Origin of the sequence: Spirosoma arboris, assembly GCF_009754945.1 — a bacterium.
In the GTDB taxonomy this organism is placed as follows: Bacteria; Bacteroidota; Bacteroidia; order Cytophagales; family Spirosomataceae; genus Spirosoma; species Spirosoma arboris.
This window is the reverse complement of record NZ_WPIN01000004.1, coordinates 721,646-740,357: the sequence shown is the minus strand read 5'-3', so window position 1 is coordinate 740,357 and position 18,712 is coordinate 721,646. Positions and strand designations below refer to the sequence as shown.

The following is an 18,712-nucleotide window of genomic DNA, read 5'->3' as shown; positions in this document are numbered from 1 at the left end:
AATTGTTTAGGAGCGAAATGATCAGGCTCATTATTCAATAAATTTTACTGAACTTCGACATCCATGCTGTATCTGCAAAGGGGGGGTTGGGGCTTCTTTAAGGTCGGAACCCTAATGAATAAGCTTGGCTAGTGTTCTACAAACTCATCTATACCTATCAAAATGATACGTTGATATGAGAGATGTCAATTTAAGACTGGAAAGCAAGTGGAATATAGGGTAGTAGATGCACGACGAATTGGAGTTATCGGGCACAGTGAAGGAGCAACCATTGCCGCTTCAAGGATTCCGAAAATCAGATGTATGCTCGCCCTCAATGGCCCTGTCTTGCCTGGCTACCAAGATATTTTACTATCTACCGAGCAGCGGCTACGAGAAGCAGGTATATCCGAAGATACTATTGGTTCCTATCTAACCAACATGCGACTTTATTTAGGTCGCCCTGCTTCTACTACACTGGAAAAAAGAAGGCTAGCCGCCCAGTACATCGTTCGGTTTGAGATTAATAGACTACCTGTTGGCCAACGAGCTAAGATCACAAAGGCAGATCTACAGTGTCCTTTATTCCGACCGCAATGATTTTACCGGATTCATCAACGCAGCTTTGAGACTCTGAAAACTCACCGTCAATATGGCAATGCCAATGGCCAGAAAAGCGGCCACAACAAATACCCACCACGAAATAGCGACGCGGTAGGCGAAGTTGTCGAGCCATCGGCTCATGGCGTACCAGGCAAGGGGCGATGCAATCAGAATGGCAATGGCAACCCAGACAATAAATTGGCGCGACAACAGAAACAGGATTTCGGGAATACTAGCCCCTAACACTTTACGGATGCCAATTTCTTTGGTGCGTTGCTCGGTTATGAAAACGGCCAGACCAAACAAGCCCAGGCAGGCAATAAAGATGGCCAGGGCCGAAAAGACCGTAGCGATAATACTCGTTTTTTGTTCCGATTCGTAAAGTCGGGCCAGCCGCTCATCTAAAAACGAATAGTGACATTGTTCCGTTTTTTCGAATCGTTGCCAGGTTTCTTCGATGTAATCAATCGCATTTTTTGTGGCATTGGGCTGAATTCGGATAGTTAAAATACTGGTGGCTTGCCGAACGGGACTAAGGTGAAACACCAAAGGACGAACCTGGCGGTGAAGCGATTCATAATTGAAGTCTTTTATAACACCAATGATTCTATAGGTTTTAGAGCCATTTACATCGACTTCGGTCAGTTCCTGATCTAACGGGTTGTTCGTATTAAATGCGTGAAGGGCCGCTTCGTTGATGACCACGGCAGTGCTGTCGGCCGGCCGATCGTTGGAGAAAAAGCGCCCGGCTTTTAACGGCACCGCAAACGTTTTTACGAAATCCGCATCGACGTCTAGAAACTGGCTTAAAATGGGATCAGTACCCGACCGTTTCCCCAACAAATAAGCACTTCCCGGAATACCGTTTGCAAATAATAAGGATGAGTTGCTGACCGATAATATGGCTGGATTTTTCAATAACTCAGCTTTAAATGGTTTGAGTTTATCGCCTAGTGCTGCTCCATTGTTGATCGAGAGTAAGTGCTCTTTGTTGAATCCAAGGTCTTTATGCTGAAGATACCCTAATTGGTTTCGGATGATGATCATACCCAGAATTAGCGTAATGGATATCGAGAACTGGGTAATCACCAACAGGCTTCGTAAGGAGGATTTTCGTTTTTGTACGCCCGATTTTAACACCTCGACCGGCCGAAAAGACGACAGGAAAAAGGCGGGATAACTTCCCGCCAGCAGGCCTACGAGAAGTGTAAAAGCAAGTAGCGCCGGAAGGGTATACGCATTGGTAAAAAGCGGTAGTGTCAACTGCCGACCTGCAATCTGGTTGAAGCCGGGAAGCATGAGTTGTACCAAAAACAACGCCACAAGGACCGAAAGACCGGTCAGTAGTATGGATTCGGTCGTGAACTGCCCCATTAGTTTTAAGCGACTCGAACCAATGGCTTTTCGGATGCCTACTTCTTTGGCGCGCTTCTCAGAACGGGCTGTCGATAGGTTGACGAAATTGATGACGGCAATCAGCAGAATAAATAACGCCACCACCGAGAAAATATACACATACGTACTGTCGCCAATTCGGGCGTTACCCCACTCGGTATTGGGGTCGATATTGTATTGCCGTTTTGCGTGCAGATAAATGGATAATAACGGTTGCATCCGATACTCAAATACATTGCCGTTAGCCAGAAATTGCTGCATAGAAAAACCCAATGCTTTTTCGATCTCAGGTCCTAAACGGCCAAGAATGGCTTGCTGCATTTTGCGCTCGACCCGCGTAGGATCTGCCCCCTCTTTGAGAACAATGTAAGTGGAGTAATTCCCCTGCAGCCAGTTTTGTTGATTAACCTCGGGATAGGTCGACATCGACAACAGGAAATCGCAACGGAAATGCGACTTAGCGGGAAAGTCTTTCATGACACCCGTAATCTGATATGAGTTTGTTCCGTCGACCAGAAACGATTTTCCCGTCGGGTTTTCCTGTCCGAAGTATTTGCTGGCCATGGTTTCGGTCAGGACAATGCTGTTCGGATTTTTGAGGGCAATCGACGGATCACCATGAATGAAGGGAAGCGTAAACACATCGAAATAGGTGGAGTCGGCCGTGTAGATGCTGTTTTCCCTGAAAATCTTGTCTTTATACCGCAAATCATGTACACCAAAGTAGCCGATGCGTGTTTGGGTGAGCACTTCAGGGAGCATCTGCACGAGTGTAGGACCAGCCGGAGGTGCCGTCTTGGCATTGTTCGATTCTTCGTTGTTAATCGAACTGTGAACGTAAAGCCGATAGGTCTGGCTGGCTTTTTTATTGAATGCGTCGAAGTTTAGCTCATCGAGAATGAACAGGAACAACACGATGGAACAGGCAATCCCCAACGCAAGTCCGATGATGTTGATGGCCGAAAATCCCTTGTTGTTGAGCAGGTTACGGTAAGCTATTTTGACATAATTCAGTAGCATGGCAGGGCTAGTAAAAAGGAGATGTATATGGTTCTTGATAATATGGTCGGGATACCGCACCACCCGCACCGGTCATTACGATCTGGTGCGACGGATCGAGGTTTCATCAGTTGCGTTCACCCACCCAGAAAAGCCCATTTCATGGTTTGGTTATTTTCTCCTATAATTCCGGACAAATAAAAGACCAATTGCCTACATCAGCTCTGATTTGCGTTTGACGCGGTTTTTGACAGATTGCGTGTAAGTTAATTGTCCGATTCTGGACACGTGATGTACCTAAAACGGACAGAAATTGTAGGAGGTAGTTAAATGCGTACCGTTGAGCGACGACCTATCTATGGTGGGTTATCTGGCTTCGTCGGCGATCAATTTCCTGGCCAGAATTTGAGAGCATAAAAAAGTTTGAGGTGCTCCAGGTTATTGACTTAACGAGCGACTTGTCCCAGATGATTTCGGATAGGAGTAGCAGCCGGTTTTTGCTCAAAAGCAACCTGTCTTTCCGTAGATCCGCTACTTTTGAGTAAGTCTACTGGTTGCCTAACATAATTCACCTCAGTTTTTTTTATGGTCTCCCTTTGCTTTACAAATAGGAACAATCTCCTAAAACGCTAATTTTACTAGGTTGGCCATTTTCAATGGAGCATCAAATCGTCGAACGCTTTTGTAAACTTGGTCTATGAACACCAGCATCACCCTTCAACAGGGCATGACCCATCAGCAGGTTCAGCAAACACTGGAAGCCAGATGGCCGCTCTTAACAATTGTCCTTTTCCAGCCCTCACCCGGCTTTTACAAAGCGGATCGATTTGATGAGGAGGCCTATGTAGCCCCTGACTATGTGCTGAGCAAAATGGGCCGATCTACTGACCCGATTCAGATTCAGGGAGACATGGCTGAATCCACCGTGCGTAGGCTGCTTTATGAGACTTATGGTCTCGAATCGATCATTGCTTATCGCTACAACCCGTATGGAAGGCATGTGCCGGGCACCACGTTGGACCAGCAACAGGAAACAATGCGGTCCTGGTGGGAGGCATTTATCGAGACGCACCAGCGTAGCCCTACTATCGATGATCAGTTCATCCCCTACTAACCTTTCCACTTAGTTATCTAGGTCAAGACTACTCCCAGTAGATTATCAGTAAAGCTAAATTTCATGGTCTCAAAAAAGGCTCCCGCCTGAGACGAGATGTATTTCCCTTTTATAGGGCGTTTTATGGGATGCTTGAATACAATGTCTATGAAAGAATAATACCTGCCGAATGCTGAGGCTTTAAACGAAAACGAACCTAATCCCCAAATTGAACTTTTCAAGAAAGCATCTTTGGACTTTTCAAGAAAGCTGACGGACCTATGAGGCCGGATATTTGCAGCATCATTTTTTGAAAATAAATTATGTCAAAGATTAATTTGAAAAATCGTTCGCAGCCCAAGGCCTTTATCATTACTGGCCCTACCTCAGGGATTGGCCTAGCCACGGCCTTCGAATTGGCCAACTACGGCACACTCATCCTGGTTGGCCGCAATGCCGACAAGCTTGCCGACGTTCAGTCGAGCATTCGGCAAAAAGGTCAACAGGCCATCACAGTCGTTTGCGACTTATCGGATTTGGTAAGTGTTCGCCGGGCTGCCCAGGAGATCATAGCCTTAGATATACCCATTGCAGGACTACTCAATAATGCCGGAATTTCGCCTATGAAAACGGCTAAAAGTGTACAAGGCTGGGATCTAGTGTTCACCACCAATCATCTAGGTCCATTCGCCTTGGCCGACGCGCTTATTCCTCACCTGCCTGATGGAGCGAATGTCGTCTTCATTGCGTCCGCCGTGGAAGACCCAGACCGCAAGCCGGTGAGGTTCTTAGGCATGAAAGGCGCTCGCTTTCTGTCAGTAGAAGCGAGTGCGAAAGGAGAGTGGAAACATCCCCTTTCTAAAGCGCCCGGTGCTGATGCTTATGCCACGTCCAAACTGTGCGTGCTGGCCACGGCAATGGCCTTAGCTCGGGAAACACCCAGGCTCCATATCAATGCGGTAGAGCCCGGTATCACACCCGGAACCGGGCTGGGAGGAGATGCCCCCGCTATCCTTCATTTCCTGTTTGGCCGTATACTCACCTTATTTCCGCCCTTCGCCCAGTACAGAAGTACCCCCCAAAAGGCAGCACGAATCATCACCCATGTGCTGACCGATGAATCGGGGAAAACCGGAGTGTATTTTGATGAAAAAGGGCAGCCGATGCTCGGCTCAAAACAGGTGCGGGACGCCAAATTTCAAGACATGGTCGTCTCCCAGACCCGTGCCTTTTTGTCGAAAGCCCCCCAGACGCTTCCTGAGTAAAACCAAAACTAGTCTTGGCGACTAATTGTCAATCGTAAAATCCCTAGTATTGTGTTGATTGTAAATACATGATCAACTCGGTAAGATCATCATGAAAGCCTCTGTCAACAAGACTTGTCTGATTGGGCCTGCCCTACGGGAGGAACAGTTTATTGCTGAACACTTATTTTTCTATTTGAAAAAGGGAACCATCAGTGGGTATGCTAGTGGTAAACACTATACCTTGCATGCGGGTGAGTACGGTATCACTCGTAAAAACCGGTTAAGCCGACAGGATCCATCAAAAGTAACGGAGGAAGTAGAAAAAATAATTTTCGTTTTTGATGAGTCCTTTTTGCGGACATTTCAGGCAAAGCACCAGTTAATTACCACCCCATTTAACTCGGAAGAGTCCTTTATACGGTTATCAGGCAACGTGTTGTTCCTCCATTTTATTGATTCGTTGACACCTTATTACAATGATCAGGGGCAGATGGATGCCGCTTTTTTCGATGTAAAACGGGAAGAACTGTTGCTAATTCTCTTGCAATTGGAGCCCGAATTAGCTGGACTATTCTTTGATTATGGCGTTCCTCAAAAAATAGACCTGGAAGCCTTTATGAACCGTAATTATCGGTTTAATGTGACTATCGACCGATTTGCGTATTTAACCGGCAGGAGTTTATCAGCTTTCAAACGGGACTTCCACAATCTATTTAACGAAACCCCAAGCCGCTGGCTGCTTCGAAAACGACTGGAGGATGCCTATAACCTACTCGAAAAACGAAGTCAAAAGCCATCGGATATTTACCTGAATTTAGGCTTTGAAACTTTATCGCATTTTTCAGTTTCTTTTAAAAAGCGATTTGGTCATAACCCCACTGATTTGACCGGGCCCAAGAGAAAAGTTGCGGCTAACTAAATCGAACCCTGAATAAGTAGTCTGTTGCTGGTAGCAAACCCGGTGGTCGATCGTCACGCAATCTCAAAATACCCTCGATTTTAGCATTAAACTCGATTAGTTTTAGCGACTCCTGCGCGAGTGCTTAACGATCGCTCGAATACCCAATATAAGGGCGACTGGGATGGCCACATACCCGACTAGCTTAAGGACCACAACTAACCAATACAAAACGTAGTTCATACCGATTGGAGACAGCTTGATTAAGGTTGCTTGACGAAGATACCAGGAAAGCTACTCATTTTCTACCTACTGAGCACAAAGTGAAAGGTTTACACGGCAGAATGGCAACCCGTTGTTAGCGATAATAGGAATAATCTTGACCAAGAGATACGTTCACAGTACCTAAGAAGCTGACAAGGCCAATTGAAAGCCAATTGAAAGCCAACTTAAAGCATACCTAGTGCATTCATTCGACGAAAATTTGTCATGAACCAATCCTTCTCAAAACCGAAACGATCAAACGCATTTGGCATACTCGCTAGTGCATTTGCCCTTATTGGCTGGGCAATACCCATCGAACTTCTTTTCAGTCTGTTGATCGTAGTAGCTGCTTGTGCGATCATTGGATTGGGGAGCGACCGAACTAAACTGTTTAGTGGGCTAGCGATCGGTATGGGTTTACTGCTGTACTTTATACGGTATCGATATGACCTGGGAGCCGATGAGTTAGATAAGCAGCGATACGAAGTACGTTATGAGGTGGATTGCCAGGATTGTAGTGTCCGATTCACGAATTCTTCGGGTGGTGTAGACGAAGAAAAAGGGGTTCGTGGTGGCTGGAAGAAGGTCATTCATGCCCCTGGAAATTTATTTATCGATCTTACCGAACGGCGCTGATCCAACGGCATCTGTTCGTCTGTTTGTGAATGGTACCTATATGGCTGGACAGCGTTCGTCAGGTCATTATCTGGCCGCCTTTGCCAGTTGTCGCCCCCGCGATTATTACGATAAACGCTAACCTGTTCGAGACAACTTTGACTACATTATTTCCCTTCAGCTTGCTGGTTTAGCTGAGTAACATCGTCTCACTAAATCGCTCTTTTGGGGGATCGCATGGCGCACATAAAAGCCAAAAGAATTAAACCGAAGACCTAAACATCCAGCAAGCCCCGTTCATTATATACATTCTCTTCTTTTAACAGCGCATCGACTTGCTTGTCAAGTTTGGGCAAGTACATGGCCTGGATATAAACAACATCCACGGGATTATAGGAGACACCGCCGGCTAACTCGTAGCCACTGGACAACCGATCAACCACTTGCGATTCGAGCAATTCAAGGGTTTCGGCGGCTTCAACGACATATAACTTCATAACAATAAGAATCTGGTCAATACGCTGGCCATCCTAAAGGCTGGCCTGTATATACTACTAATTACTTGACTTATTAGTTTTCGATTGACGAGTAGTCCCACCTGTAGAAGCCTTTATCTACACTTCTGCCTACAATGACAGTCTACTTCAAGATCTCAATATACCCTCCCACTTGAGACGTAATTAAGCTTTATGGGATACTTCTTAAAATCGCCAGGCTGGATCGCCAATGCAACACCGTCTCCGAAAGCTAACGCATAAGATCCATTAAATTGACATTAAAACTGGATTCACTCAAAACCGGATCGCGTTAGCGGAATGTCAAGTAGTTATTTTTGAAGACTATCAACTACGCACTCGCTTTGACCCATGTGCTCAATCTCAATCGCTCAGTTCGGTTTTGTCTGTTTAGGGCTGCTAGCCGCACTTCCTCGGTTCACTTTAGCCCAAAATGACTATGTGGCCAACACCGCCAATGCTTCCTCGCCAGGCTCCTATAATACATTAGTAGGCCCCAGCGCCGGGAGTAATATTACCAGTGGTATCAGTAACAGCTTTGTGGGCCATCAGGCGGGCTACAACAATACCAGCGGTAACTATAACAGTTTTGTGGGTGCTTCAGCGGGATACCTTAATGCCACTGGAAACTATAATAGTTATGTGGGTACGTCAGCGGGCTACAGCAATTCCCGAGGTAATTATAATAGTTATTTAGGCTTTCAAGCGGGCTACAACAATATCAGTGATGCCAACTGCTTTGTGGGCTATCACGCGGGCTACACCAATACGAGTGGATTCGCCAACTGCTTTATGGGCTTTGAAGCGGGACTCAAAAATACCACGGGAGTCCAGAATAATTTTGTGGGCTATGGAGCAGGGACGAGCAACACGACCGGTGCTTCCAACAGTTTTTTTGGCACTGATGCGGGCTATTATAATACGACGGGTAGTAACAATAACTTCTTTGGTTATTCAGCGGGTCAATCAACGACAACCGGCAGCAATAATGTGTTTGCGGGGTATCAGGCGGGCAGTGCCAATACGTCAGGCTACAGTAATGTGGCCACGGGGATACGGACGGCCTATAAAAATAGCCTGGGTCATAACAATGTTGCGGTGGGGGATTCGGCAGGCTATAATAATACGGTGTCTGGCAACACCTTCATTGGCTCCAAGTCAGGCTACAATAACACCACTGCAACGAACAATACTTTCCTGGGCTATCAGTCGGGCTACAACGTCACCACGGGTAGCAACAACATCATCATTGGCCCCACCTCAGGTACCGCTATTTCCGAAGGTAGTGATAACGTGTTGATAGGCTACAATAGCCAAGCTAATGAAGGGATTTTTAATGGCATTGCCATCGGCTCTAACAGCTGGGTAGCCAGCAGTAATTCACTAATCCTGGGTAATGAAGTGAATGTGGGCATTGGCACATCGGCACCCATGGATCGATTGGAGGTCGTGAGCCCAGCACCCGATAAAAGTGGTGTTCGTCTGACCAAGCTCACAACGTCGAGTCCCGCTTTGCTGGCCACTGATCAGTTTTTAACGGTGGATGAGTGGGGCGAAATTGTCAAAGCTCGCTACCAGCTTCGGATTACCCATCCCAGTGAGTGGAGCGATAAGGTATTTTCACCCGCTTATCAGCTACGCTCGTTGTCATGGGTTGCTGCTTACATTGCTCAGCACGGGCATTTGCCGAATGTTCCCTCGGCAGACGAAGTGGTTAAAGAAGGGGTTGATTTGGTAAAGATGAATGCCACCTTGCTGGAAAAAGTGGAAGAGTTGACCTTGTACTCCATTGATCAAGATAAAACCAATCAACAGCAACAGAAGCAGATTGAGGATCAACAGCATAAAATTGACCGACTGGAGAAGCTAGTTAACCAATTGCTGGAGAAAAAGTAAGCGTATGCTTCCAGGATTGGGCTTAATTCAATCTGATGGTTGAACGGTTTGATAGCTTTTCCTAGAAAAGCTCACCAAACCCTCCTACATGAGACGAAAGCGTCCATAGTTTCCTTTATCTAAACTTGTTGGGAATGCGGTTGGCTAGATTTAACAAATTCAGCGCCATGAGATAAGGCATGATGAAGGGGAAAGCAGGGATGGACACTAAATAAGTGGCAATCTCCAATGGCTCAAATGAAAACGAGGGGAGCACACCCAGCAAAGCACCGACTAAACTGAAAAACACGTAGAGACGACAAGCCTTGGACCTGAACCAGTTGGCTGATTGTAGGGCCAATCCAAAAGCAGCCGTAACCAAATACAAAAGGGCTACTTCCACTCCGCTAATCCAATTAAAAAGGGCACGCATGGACAGGTACCAATCGGGCCTTTTCGCCAGCGAAGCGGCCGAAAAGTTGGTAAACGATTCACCTAAAAAGCTACCCCAATAGGCCATGTTGAGAATAAATAAAGGTAATGCAACGCCCATCGCCAGCAAACCCAGTAACCAATAGGGCTGCTCACCGCTCTGACGGAGTTTGTTAGCCAGCAAAGTCAACGCAACCGTAATCAGAATCCCCCCCGCTATAAGCAGTGAATAGCGGATCTGTTGTTCGGTAACCGTGTTCAACCATTCGGGTATAGAAGTGGGCGGAGGTCCCATGCCCGCGAAAACGGTAAAACCAATCCAAGGAATAATTACTAACAGGGCAATGTTACCGAGTTGCCTTTGCTCAGGATCGGGATTGAAAAAGCAATTCTTTCCCAGGCCCCAGACTGCGATTGCCATCAGGGCTGCATGGGCCAGCCAGATAGGTAGATAGAGTTGGGGGCTGCTATGGCCAAGGCCAAGGGCTACTCCAGCAGCTAAGAAAGGCACAAGAGTAAGGTAGAACCGGCTAAGGGCTTGTCGATTGGTCATAGTGAATTAAGGTAGCAAATTCTGCTTGGACTTGCAACAAAATACTGGACAACTCTTTAAGGAACATGGTGAAATTGTCCACTGTGATAATCAAAAGGGGAAAGATAATCCAGTACGGAATGCCTCCGCTGCCTGTTGTACCGCACGGGCGGCTCCGCAGATTTCCACATATTCAAAGACTGCCTGCTTAGCCATCGCTCGATTAGGAAACGCTTGTTGATAGACCAACTCTGACTTTAATGTCTTGAAAAAGCTTTCTGCCACGGCTTATTAACAAGAATTTATTACTTCAAAGCCTCATGGTATCTATTACAGTTGAATGGATGGATTGCTGCTAGTATGGTATTGATCTGAGAATGTGAATTTTACTCACTTATTACTTATCAATTTAGTCGTTAACTTTATAACAATATTTAATTTTATAGCACTCATATTCAGATACTTAATATTGAATTGACATAATAATACTCTTAGTATGGGATGTAAGTTTCTTCCTACATGTCTTGGGCCACTAGTATCAGGTCTAGTGACCATCTTTGTTATACCAGGATATTTTGCAAATGCGCAGCCTGGTGCCGTAGTATATAGCGACTTAGCCCGACAGCGATTGTTAATCCGCATTACGGCGCAATACATCCATACCATTAGTCAGGGACAAATCGATATGGACAGTGCCATACGTATTCCCTGCAAAGTCTATGCGTTAAGTCCTTTGCTTGCCTACAATGAGGGATTTAGTAACGGAGATGGAAAACCCTCAGCGGGCACCAGGTTGCTGGATGCAGGAAGAATAGCAGAAGCCAAGGCACTGCTTGGCACGCAGCGACGGGAAGCACGGCTTCGGTTGTTGCTGGAGTTGGGCAGTTACTTCGTTTTTAAGCCGGGCGCCGAAAAGGCCGATCTTGAGCAGGCATCAAAATACATAAACGAAGCGTTACTTCTGAGTAAGAAAGCCCCCCTTCTATGGAAAGTTGAGAGTATGGCTCTTCAGGCTCATTGGCTTGAACAATCCGGGCTTGCCGCTGAGGGCCAGAAGGTATTTGATGAACTAGTGACCTTATGCGATCTATCGGGTAACGTACTGACATCCGCCCAGGTATTGCTGCGTGCCGGAGAAGTACTTCATTATGGAGACCCTGCAAGACTTATAAAACTTGAAAAAGCCCTGTCTATTTTTAGAAAAGCAAATGCAAAAGAAAAAGAAATTGAAACGCTGTCTCTGATTAACATTGACTATTTTGTTTCCAAAAAGTATGATGTAGCAGAAAATTATTTGCGCACAATTGTCAACCTTCAAGCCCTCATAAACTTTCGTCATCAACAATACCCATACGATGCATTATCCTGGCTGGCTTACCGAAAAGGAGCCCTTACCGATGCGTTGTCCTACTCTAATAAAAGTTTGGCGAGCCTGACCTCCAAGGCCGATTCTACATTTATTAGTTATTTCTACATACGAAGGGGACTTATCTATGAGCGACTGCTTAAATTAGACGAGTCTCTTACCTGGTATGACAAAGGGTTGGAAAATAAGACACCCGCAACACGTTTATTTTGGTACAAAGCCCTCATAGGCAAAGTACTAACGCTTAATGAAGTTGGTAAAGCAAACGATGCCTTGCTTCTGCTCAAGGAAGCAAAAAGAAACTATCCGCCTAACACATACTTTGACAAGATGCACTTTGCCTTCCTGCTTGGAAAGACGTATGACAATTTAAAAAAATTTAGCCTCGCAGAAAGCAACTACCAGATCTTTTTGACCATGGTAGAAAAATTTCCGGTAGAATATATCCATGACGAATTCCCTTCGGCATTTTTTCAGATTTCTACCTTTTACCGCACAATTGGTAAAACCAGCCAAGCAAGAGAGTATCTTGAGCGGGGAAAAGGGTATATTTCTTCATTCGATATATTGGCCAAGAACAATTATTATTATAATCTGTTCAAAATCGATTCGATAGAGGGGCGTCATCTGGACGCGATCAGGCATCTTAGGCTTAGTTACGAGTTTACCGACTCGGTGTTTAGTTATGACCAACGGAAACGAACAGAAGAATTACTGGTGAAATATGAGGCTGAGAAAAAGGACAAAAACATCCAATTATTGAACAGTCAAAATCAGCTGGAGCGTATAAGAACCGAACAGGCGCACCGAACCAGGAATATTATGTTGGCAGGTTTGGTGCTAACGTTGATCATTATCGCGCTATTATTTAACCGTTATCTCATCAAACAACGAACGAACCGTAAACTTGTAGCGAATCAGCGAGAACTGGATCAAAAAAATAGTTTTCTAGAAACTCTGAATACCGAGCAGGACAAACTCCTCAAAGAAAAAGAATGGTTGTTAAAGGAGGTTCATCATCGTGTTAAAAACAATCTTCAGATGGTAACCAGCTTGCTTTATTCTCAATCGGTGTATTTGCAGGATGACACGGCCAGACTGGCCGTAAAGGACAGCCTTCGCCGGATGCAAGCTATGGCCTTGATTCACCAAAAGCTTTACCAGGATGAAAATACGTCCAGCATCGCCATGCCGGAATACATTAATGAGCTGACGTGTTACTTGCAGGAGAGTTTCGATGACAGTGGCCAGATCACGTTTCGACAGACAATTGAGCCCTTATCTCTTGACGTATCACAGGCAATTCCCCTTGGGTTGATCGTCACTGAAAGTATTGTCAACACCATTAAGCATGCTTTTCTAAATGGACAGAAAGGCGTTGTGAGAATAGAACTTCAACAGGATGGACCTGATTATTTAGTACTAAAAATAGCAGATAATGGTATTGGCCTACCCGCAGGACTTGACCTAAAGGAGTATAACTCGCTTGGTCTTGAACTGATGCAGGGGCTGGCGAAGCAATTGAATGGGCACTTCAAGATTGAAAACAATAACGGTGTACTGGTGACCGTCAGGTTTATAACAGTAAGCAAACATTACTCGGACACATCCTCACCTGAAAAAATTTCGTAATCAACCTGTATGAATACCAAAATACTGATTGTTGAGGATGAGTTTGTGGTTGCCAATTCGCTCCGTATACTTTTAAGGCAGGCCGGCTACAGTGTGAGTGGTATCGCGGTTTCGGCTGAGGAAGCCTATGAGATTTTGCAAAAAGATAAACTCGACCTTGTGCTGCTGGATATCAGATTGAATGGAGCCGAGTCTGGTATTGATCTCGCCAGAAAACTAAAAGCTGAAGATATTGCCTTTGTTTACTTATCCGCCAATTCAAGCCAAAAGGTACTAGAAGAAGCGAAAAAAACGGAACCGTACGGGTTTCTCGTCAAGCCATTCAGGGAGAAGGATTTGCTGGTAGCATTGGACATTGCGGTGTATCGTCACAAGAATAGGTTCGAATCAAAATTGCGACAGGAAGCACTATTGGAAAGGCAACTGCTGGAGATTAGCCATGAAACCTCGGATGCCAGGCAGACGTTTTTAAAGATTGCCCGGGCAATACGAGCGTTTATACCATTTGATCTTATCGTATGCGAAACCAGGCCGCTTACGGCTTCCCAAATTAGTGATTACGGTTATTTACGTGTCGGCTTTGATGAATATCAGTTCATTGGTAAAGAAGAGTTACTAACAATTGCAGGTTTAAAAAGCGACGTTTTATCCGTAATCATAGAAAATAGTTCTACAGATAACCATGTGGCTACGTATAACAATGGGGGAACGACTGATGCTGTACCCGTTACTCCGATGCAAAAGGTTTGGCTAAACTGTTTCAAGATAGAGTCATACCTGGTATTTCCGGTCGCCCTCAGCAATGGATCTTGGGTTCACTATTCTTTTTATAGTCGTCTGCCCGATATGTATGCGCCAAGTCATGTGGCCTTGCTGAACCTTTTCGTAAGCAGTTTGACCAACGTTACTAAGAAATTAGTCCGGTCTGACGTGTCATTAACGTCCACAACACGGCCATCTGCCGATAGGAAGCATGAGAACACCAAGGATCATCAAGGCTCTGTTACGGAATTTACCAGCATTATTGGAAAGCATCCGCTTTTACTCGCAGCCTTAGATCTTACGACACAGGTGGCGCCTTACAAAACTTCAGTGCTACTACTTGGTGAAAGCGGTACTGGAAAAGAAAGCATTGCGCAGGCCATTCACACACTCTCTGCACGGAGTAACGGACCCTTTATAAAAGTCAATTGTGCGTCTATTCCGGCGTCACTAATAGAATCCGAGCTTTTTGGCCATGAGAAAGGAGCATTTACTGGTGCCATAGAAAAGAGGAAAGGAAAATTTGAACAAGCCCATGAAGGGACTTTATTTTTAGACGAGATCGGAGAAATGCCGTTGGACATGCAAGTGCGGCTGTTGCGGGTTTTACAGGAAAAGGAAATTGACCTCGTAGGGGGCAAGTCGCCCAGGAAAGTCGATGTGCGTATTGTAGCAGCTACGAACCGAAATCTGGAACGTGAAGTTGCCGAAGGCCGGTTTAGGCTTGATCTTTATTATCGGCTTAATGTTTTCCCGATCACATTACCGCCACTTCGTGAACGAAAAAGTGATATACTGGCACTGGCGTTTTATTTTGCCAACCGGTTCTGCAAAGAGTTCAGCAAGGATTTCAACGGGATAGCGGCATCAATGATCGGCGAATTGCAGGCTTATAACTGGCCGGGAAATATTCGTGAACTCGAGAATGTGTTGGAGCGGTCGGTGATACTCAATGACGGTAAATCTGAACTGGAACTAAAGCAAAATCTCATGGGTATAGAAGCCCAGTTATCCGGCAAGCAAGAGATCGAAACGTTCGGGGATGTTAGGCGCATTCAAAAAGAGACAGAGCGGGAATACCTTATCTCCGTTCTCAGAAAAACGAACGGCCTTATACGAGGTGCCAATGGGGCCGCCGAATTACTGAAAATAAAGCCGACAACCCTCGAAGCAAAACTTGCTAAATTGGGTATTCAGCGGGGGGATTTAGGGATCTGACAAGGCTGTATAAGCTTTGCGTAACAACATCACCTCCAATAATTTGGTAGTTGGATACTTTTCGCTCCAATATTTTTGGAGTGAAAAGTATCCGTTTTAAAGTTTGTAAATTATAGCATATATTTTAATATACTGATATTCAGATCTTTATATCAATTAGTTGTTTTTTTTTCTTCTCGATGATTGAATGGTACGAAATTGTTTACCGTCATTTTATCAATGATAGGGTAGTTCAAGCTGTTGGCATTAGGTTTCATGAATCCAGGAAAAACCCCTACGACATCCGTTTTCCCTAACAATGAGGGCCGGAATGTTTTTTATAGAAACTGGGCCACGCGTAACGAACCAAAGGGGATAGTCCTGATCGTTCATGGATTGAATTCCCACAGCGGGTATTATGAAAAGTTTGCTGCGCAGCTAACCGAAAATGGATATGATGTTTACGCAATGGATCTTCGAGGCCGAGGAATGTCTGAGGGTGAACGATATTACATCGGTGATTATCATGACATTGTAAGTGACATTGATTTATTAGTAGATATTGCAAGATCGGCACATCCAACCATTGCTATTTTCTTATTGGGCCATAGTGCAGGTGGTGTGTTTGCTTCGGTTTACGCGGTAGGTAATCAGGACAAGCTAAGTGGGCTTATTTCCGAAAGCATCGCATTTCAGATTTCTGCCTCTGGCATTGCCCAGGCCATCATTAAATTCATAGGTTATGTTATTCCGCATATGCGTCTGATCAGGTTGAAAAATAAAGATTTTTCCCGTGACAAGGCTATGGTGGACAAAATGAATAACGATCCCCTGCTGGAAAATGAAAAGCAGCCAGCACGGACAATGCAGCAACTCTTTCTGGCGGCAGCGTATTTAAAAAAGGAAATGCCTCATATTAAACTCCCGCTTCTTATACTTCATGGTACCGCCGACAAAGCAACTAAGTCCACTGGAAGCCAATACTTTATGGATCATGCATCTTCGACGGATAAGCAACTGAAATTATATGAAGGGTATTATCATGATTTGCTCAACGACAAGTATAATGGAATCATCATCAAGGACACCATACGTTGGCTCAACCAAAGAGTCTGATTAGAAACTAGTATCTGATTACGTATATATGCTACCGTCAGCAGGCAGTAAGAAAAAGCATGCCGTGCGTATCTGTATCGAAAGTTAATCGGAAGGGTATCCCTGCTTAAGCCCCAGGCCTGCAAGTGGCGCAAACGCACCGAGAGCCTACAGCCAATGGAAAGTCGACATCATTTGGCTTTCCCGATCCGACTTGGCCAAAAAGTAACGAACGCCTATTTAATCAATTAACAACTCTAAGTTTTCAATTATGAAAAAGAAAATTTTGTTTATGGTAACTAGTGCAGGCCTCATTGGCCCCAAAAATCGTAAGACCGGAAGTCTGCTTACAGAATTGGCCCACCCCTATGAAGCGTTTAAAAAGCAAGGGTATGATATCGACATTTACAGCGTCAAAGGAGGAGAAGCACCAATAGATTTGGTCGAATTAGATGATCCGATCAATCAGGCATTTCTTAATGATGAAGGACTTACCAAAATGAAAACCACCAAGAGCATAGACAATTTATCGATTGACGGCTATGATGCGGTGTTCGTTCCAGGCGGTTTGGGACCGGTCGTTGATATGACGGACAATCCGCCGGTACAGAAAATTTTGTCATCTTTTTATGAAAGTGGCAAAGTGGTGAGTGCGGTCTGCCATGGACCGGTATCCCTGGGCAATGTCAAATTGAAAGATGGCTCTTATTTAGTCAAGGGCAAAAATGTAACGGGTTTCAGCGCTGTCGAGGAAGCGAACTATGCGAAGGAAGATGTCTCATTTGAGTTGGAAGACTTATTAAAGGAGCGCGGGGCCAATTACAGTGCCGTCGACCCATGGCAGGCTTACAGCATTACCGACGGACGATTGGTTACTGGACAAAATCCGGCATCCGCTCAAGGCGTAGCCGAAAAGGTAATAGCGATTTTAGAATCCAATTTTTGAAATACATTAAAAAATTAACTTTCAAAAAGTATGAACGGAGGTGTGATTAACACAATTGCAGAATGGCGAACGAAAGATGGTCAGCTCGAAACGGTACTGAAATTACTGGCCGATGTGGCAGAAAAAAGTACGGAGGAGGAGGGCAATCTTTTCTATACTGTATATCAAAGCTATGCCGCTCCAAATACTCTTTTTTTAGTCGAGGGATATAAGGATGAAACGGCATTGGATAAACACCGCGATTCAGCGCACTTTCAGGGTATAGTGGTCGAAAAAATTGTCCCACTACTCGAATCGAGAACGGTCGTCCGGGTTAGCGCATTAAATCTTGATGACTTCAAGAAGGATGAATAAAGGTCAGCGCAATTTTCGCATAAACGTAAGCTAATTGCTGGAGTCGTTTAAAAATTCATACTCCCTTACTAATTACAACGCCGATCTGGCACTGAAACAGGCTGAATAATCGATTTTTTCATTCATTTTATAACCAAAATCTCATGAACAGCTTAGCACTACTTTTACTATCAGGAGCAATCTTATCTATTTCAAATTCGGAGGCTCAGACAAAAAAATCTGATCCCGTAAAACCTACCATTATTCTTGTCCATGGTTTATGGGCAGATGGATCGTCATGGAGCAAAGTTATACCATCCCTAGTTGCTCAAGGGTATAAGGTCATATCTGTACAAAACCCGACTACCTCACTTGAGAATGATATTGCTGCCACCCAACGAGCTATAGCTCTTGCTGGTGGTGATGTAATTTTGGTTGGTCACTCCTGGGGAGGCTTCGTGATCACTGAAGCCGGAGATAATCCACAGGTAAAAGCATTGGTTTATGTGGCGGCCTATGCACCCGACAATGGTGAAACCATTTCCTCGTTAAGTGACAAAGCGGCACCGACCCAACTTACATCATTTTTACAAGCGGAAGGTGGGTTCATAAGTCTTACAAAAGAGGGTGTAACGAAAGCATTTGCCAATGATCTTTCGGCTCAGGAACAGGAGTTGGTTTTTTCTGTACAACAGCCAACCTCCCCTGAAGTATTTAAAGGAGTGGCGAGTAAAGTTGCCTGGAAACAGAAACCTTCCTGGTATATAGTGGCTTCTGAAGACAAGACCATCAACCCCGATTTGGAACGCTTGATGGCTCAACGGGCAAAGGCCAAAACCACCACCTTAAAATCATCCCACGTAGCTATGTTATCCAAACCCAACCAAGTTTTAGAGGTAATTTTAGAAGCTGCAAAACATGTAACTCAATAACT

The 18,712-nt window shown here is 45.0% G+C and carries 16 protein-coding genes and 1 pseudogene; 13 read left to right on the top strand and 4 right to left on the bottom strand.

The window, feature by feature from the left end:
- Positions 1–303: 303 nt before the first annotated feature.
- Positions 304–579 (top strand): hypothetical protein, encoded by a 276-nt coding sequence (locus tag GO755_RS14105; RefSeq protein ID WP_157585772.1) that lies wholly within the window; start codon positions 304–306, stop codon positions 577–579.
- On the opposite strand, the gene GO755_RS14100 is transcribed toward GO755_RS14105, so the two are convergent.
- The gene (locus GO755_RS14100; protein ID WP_157585770.1) at positions 562–2,997 is read right to left on the bottom strand and encodes an ABC transporter permease; all 2,436 of its coding nucleotides are present in this window, start codon (positions 2,995–2,997) and stop codon (positions 562–564) included. The two genes, GO755_RS14105 and GO755_RS14100, sit on opposite strands and share 18 nt — an antisense overlap.
- A gap of 676 nt (positions 2,998–3,673) precedes the next feature.
- Between GO755_RS14100 and GO755_RS14095 the strand changes: the two genes are divergently transcribed.
- The 5 genes from GO755_RS14095 to GO755_RS14075 all read left to right on the top strand — a co-directional run bounded on the left by GO755_RS14095 (position 3,674) and on the right by GO755_RS14075 (position 7,235).
- The gene (locus GO755_RS14095; protein WP_157585768.1) at positions 3,674–4,090 is read left to right on the top strand and encodes a hypothetical protein; all 417 of its coding nucleotides are present in this window, start codon (positions 3,674–3,676) and stop codon (positions 4,088–4,090) included.
- Positions 4,091–4,392: 302 nt separating this feature from the next.
- Positions 4,393–5,334: an SDR family NAD(P)-dependent oxidoreductase gene (locus GO755_RS14090; RefSeq protein ID WP_157585765.1), complete on the top strand. Its 942-nt coding sequence runs from the start codon at positions 4,393–4,395 to the stop codon at positions 5,332–5,334.
- Between the two features lie 91 nt (positions 5,335–5,425).
- Positions 5,426–6,235: a helix-turn-helix domain-containing protein gene (locus tag GO755_RS14085; RefSeq protein WP_157585763.1), complete on the top strand. Its 810-nt coding sequence runs from the start codon at positions 5,426–5,428 to the stop codon at positions 6,233–6,235.
- A 468-nt stretch (positions 6,236–6,703) separates the two neighbouring features.
- Complete coding sequence (locus tag GO755_RS14080) at positions 6,704–7,114, top strand: hypothetical protein (RefSeq protein WP_157585761.1); 411 nt, start codon at positions 6,704–6,706, stop codon at positions 7,112–7,114.
- On the top strand, positions 7,071–7,235 hold the full coding sequence (locus GO755_RS14075) for a hypothetical protein (protein WP_157585759.1): 165 nt from the start codon (positions 7,071–7,073) through the stop codon (positions 7,233–7,235). Before GO755_RS14080 ends, GO755_RS14075 begins: the two co-directional genes overlap by 44 nt.
- Before the next feature lie 133 nt (positions 7,236–7,368).
- On the opposite strand, the gene GO755_RS14070 is transcribed toward GO755_RS14075, so the two are convergent.
- Entirely contained in the window at positions 7,369–7,590 is a 222-nt protein-coding gene (locus tag GO755_RS14070; protein ID WP_157585757.1) for a hypothetical protein, read from the bottom strand.
- 369 nt (positions 7,591–7,959) lie between these two features.
- Between GO755_RS14070 and GO755_RS14065 the strand changes: the two genes are divergently transcribed.
- Positions 7,960–9,504, top strand: coding sequence for a hypothetical protein (locus GO755_RS14065; RefSeq protein WP_227686952.1), 1,545 nt, complete (start codon positions 7,960–7,962; stop codon positions 9,502–9,504).
- A gap of 115 nt (positions 9,505–9,619) precedes the next feature.
- Here the strand turns inward: GO755_RS14065 and GO755_RS14060 are convergent, their stop codons facing one another.
- Positions 9,620–10,468: a hypothetical protein gene (locus GO755_RS14060; protein ID WP_157585755.1), complete on the bottom strand. Its 849-nt coding sequence runs from the start codon at positions 10,466–10,468 to the stop codon at positions 9,620–9,622.
- A gap of 56 nt (positions 10,469–10,524) precedes the next feature.
- Positions 10,525–10,735: pseudogene (locus tag GO755_RS14055) on the bottom strand (IS3 family transposase); the annotation flags it as partial.
- 259 nt (positions 10,736–10,994) lie between these two features.
- On the opposite strand from GO755_RS14055, the gene GO755_RS14050 reads away from it, so the two are divergent.
- From GO755_RS14050 to GO755_RS14025, 6 genes are all read left to right on the top strand, one after another.
- Positions 10,995–13,445, top strand: coding sequence for a sensor histidine kinase (locus tag GO755_RS14050; protein ID WP_317165866.1), 2,451 nt, complete (start codon positions 10,995–10,997; stop codon positions 13,443–13,445).
- 9 nt (positions 13,446–13,454) lie between these two features.
- Entirely contained in the window at positions 13,455–15,425 is a 1,971-nt protein-coding gene (locus GO755_RS14045; RefSeq protein ID WP_157585749.1) for a sigma 54-interacting response regulator, read from the top strand.
- A gap of 255 nt (positions 15,426–15,680) precedes the next feature.
- Positions 15,681–16,520, top strand: coding sequence for an alpha/beta hydrolase (locus tag GO755_RS14040; RefSeq protein ID WP_157585747.1), 840 nt, complete (start codon positions 15,681–15,683; stop codon positions 16,518–16,520).
- Between the two features lie 250 nt (positions 16,521–16,770).
- Positions 16,771–17,445, top strand: coding sequence for a type 1 glutamine amidotransferase domain-containing protein (locus GO755_RS14035; protein WP_157585746.1), 675 nt, complete (start codon positions 16,771–16,773; stop codon positions 17,443–17,445).
- Positions 17,446–17,475: 30 nt separating this feature from the next.
- The gene (locus GO755_RS14030; protein WP_157585744.1) at positions 17,476–17,799 is read left to right on the top strand and encodes a putative quinol monooxygenase; all 324 of its coding nucleotides are present in this window, start codon (positions 17,476–17,478) and stop codon (positions 17,797–17,799) included.
- A 143-nt stretch (positions 17,800–17,942) separates the two neighbouring features.
- Complete coding sequence (locus tag GO755_RS14025) at positions 17,943–18,710, top strand: alpha/beta fold hydrolase (RefSeq protein ID WP_157585742.1); 768 nt, start codon at positions 17,943–17,945, stop codon at positions 18,708–18,710.
- Positions 18,711–18,712 lie beyond the last annotated feature (2 nt).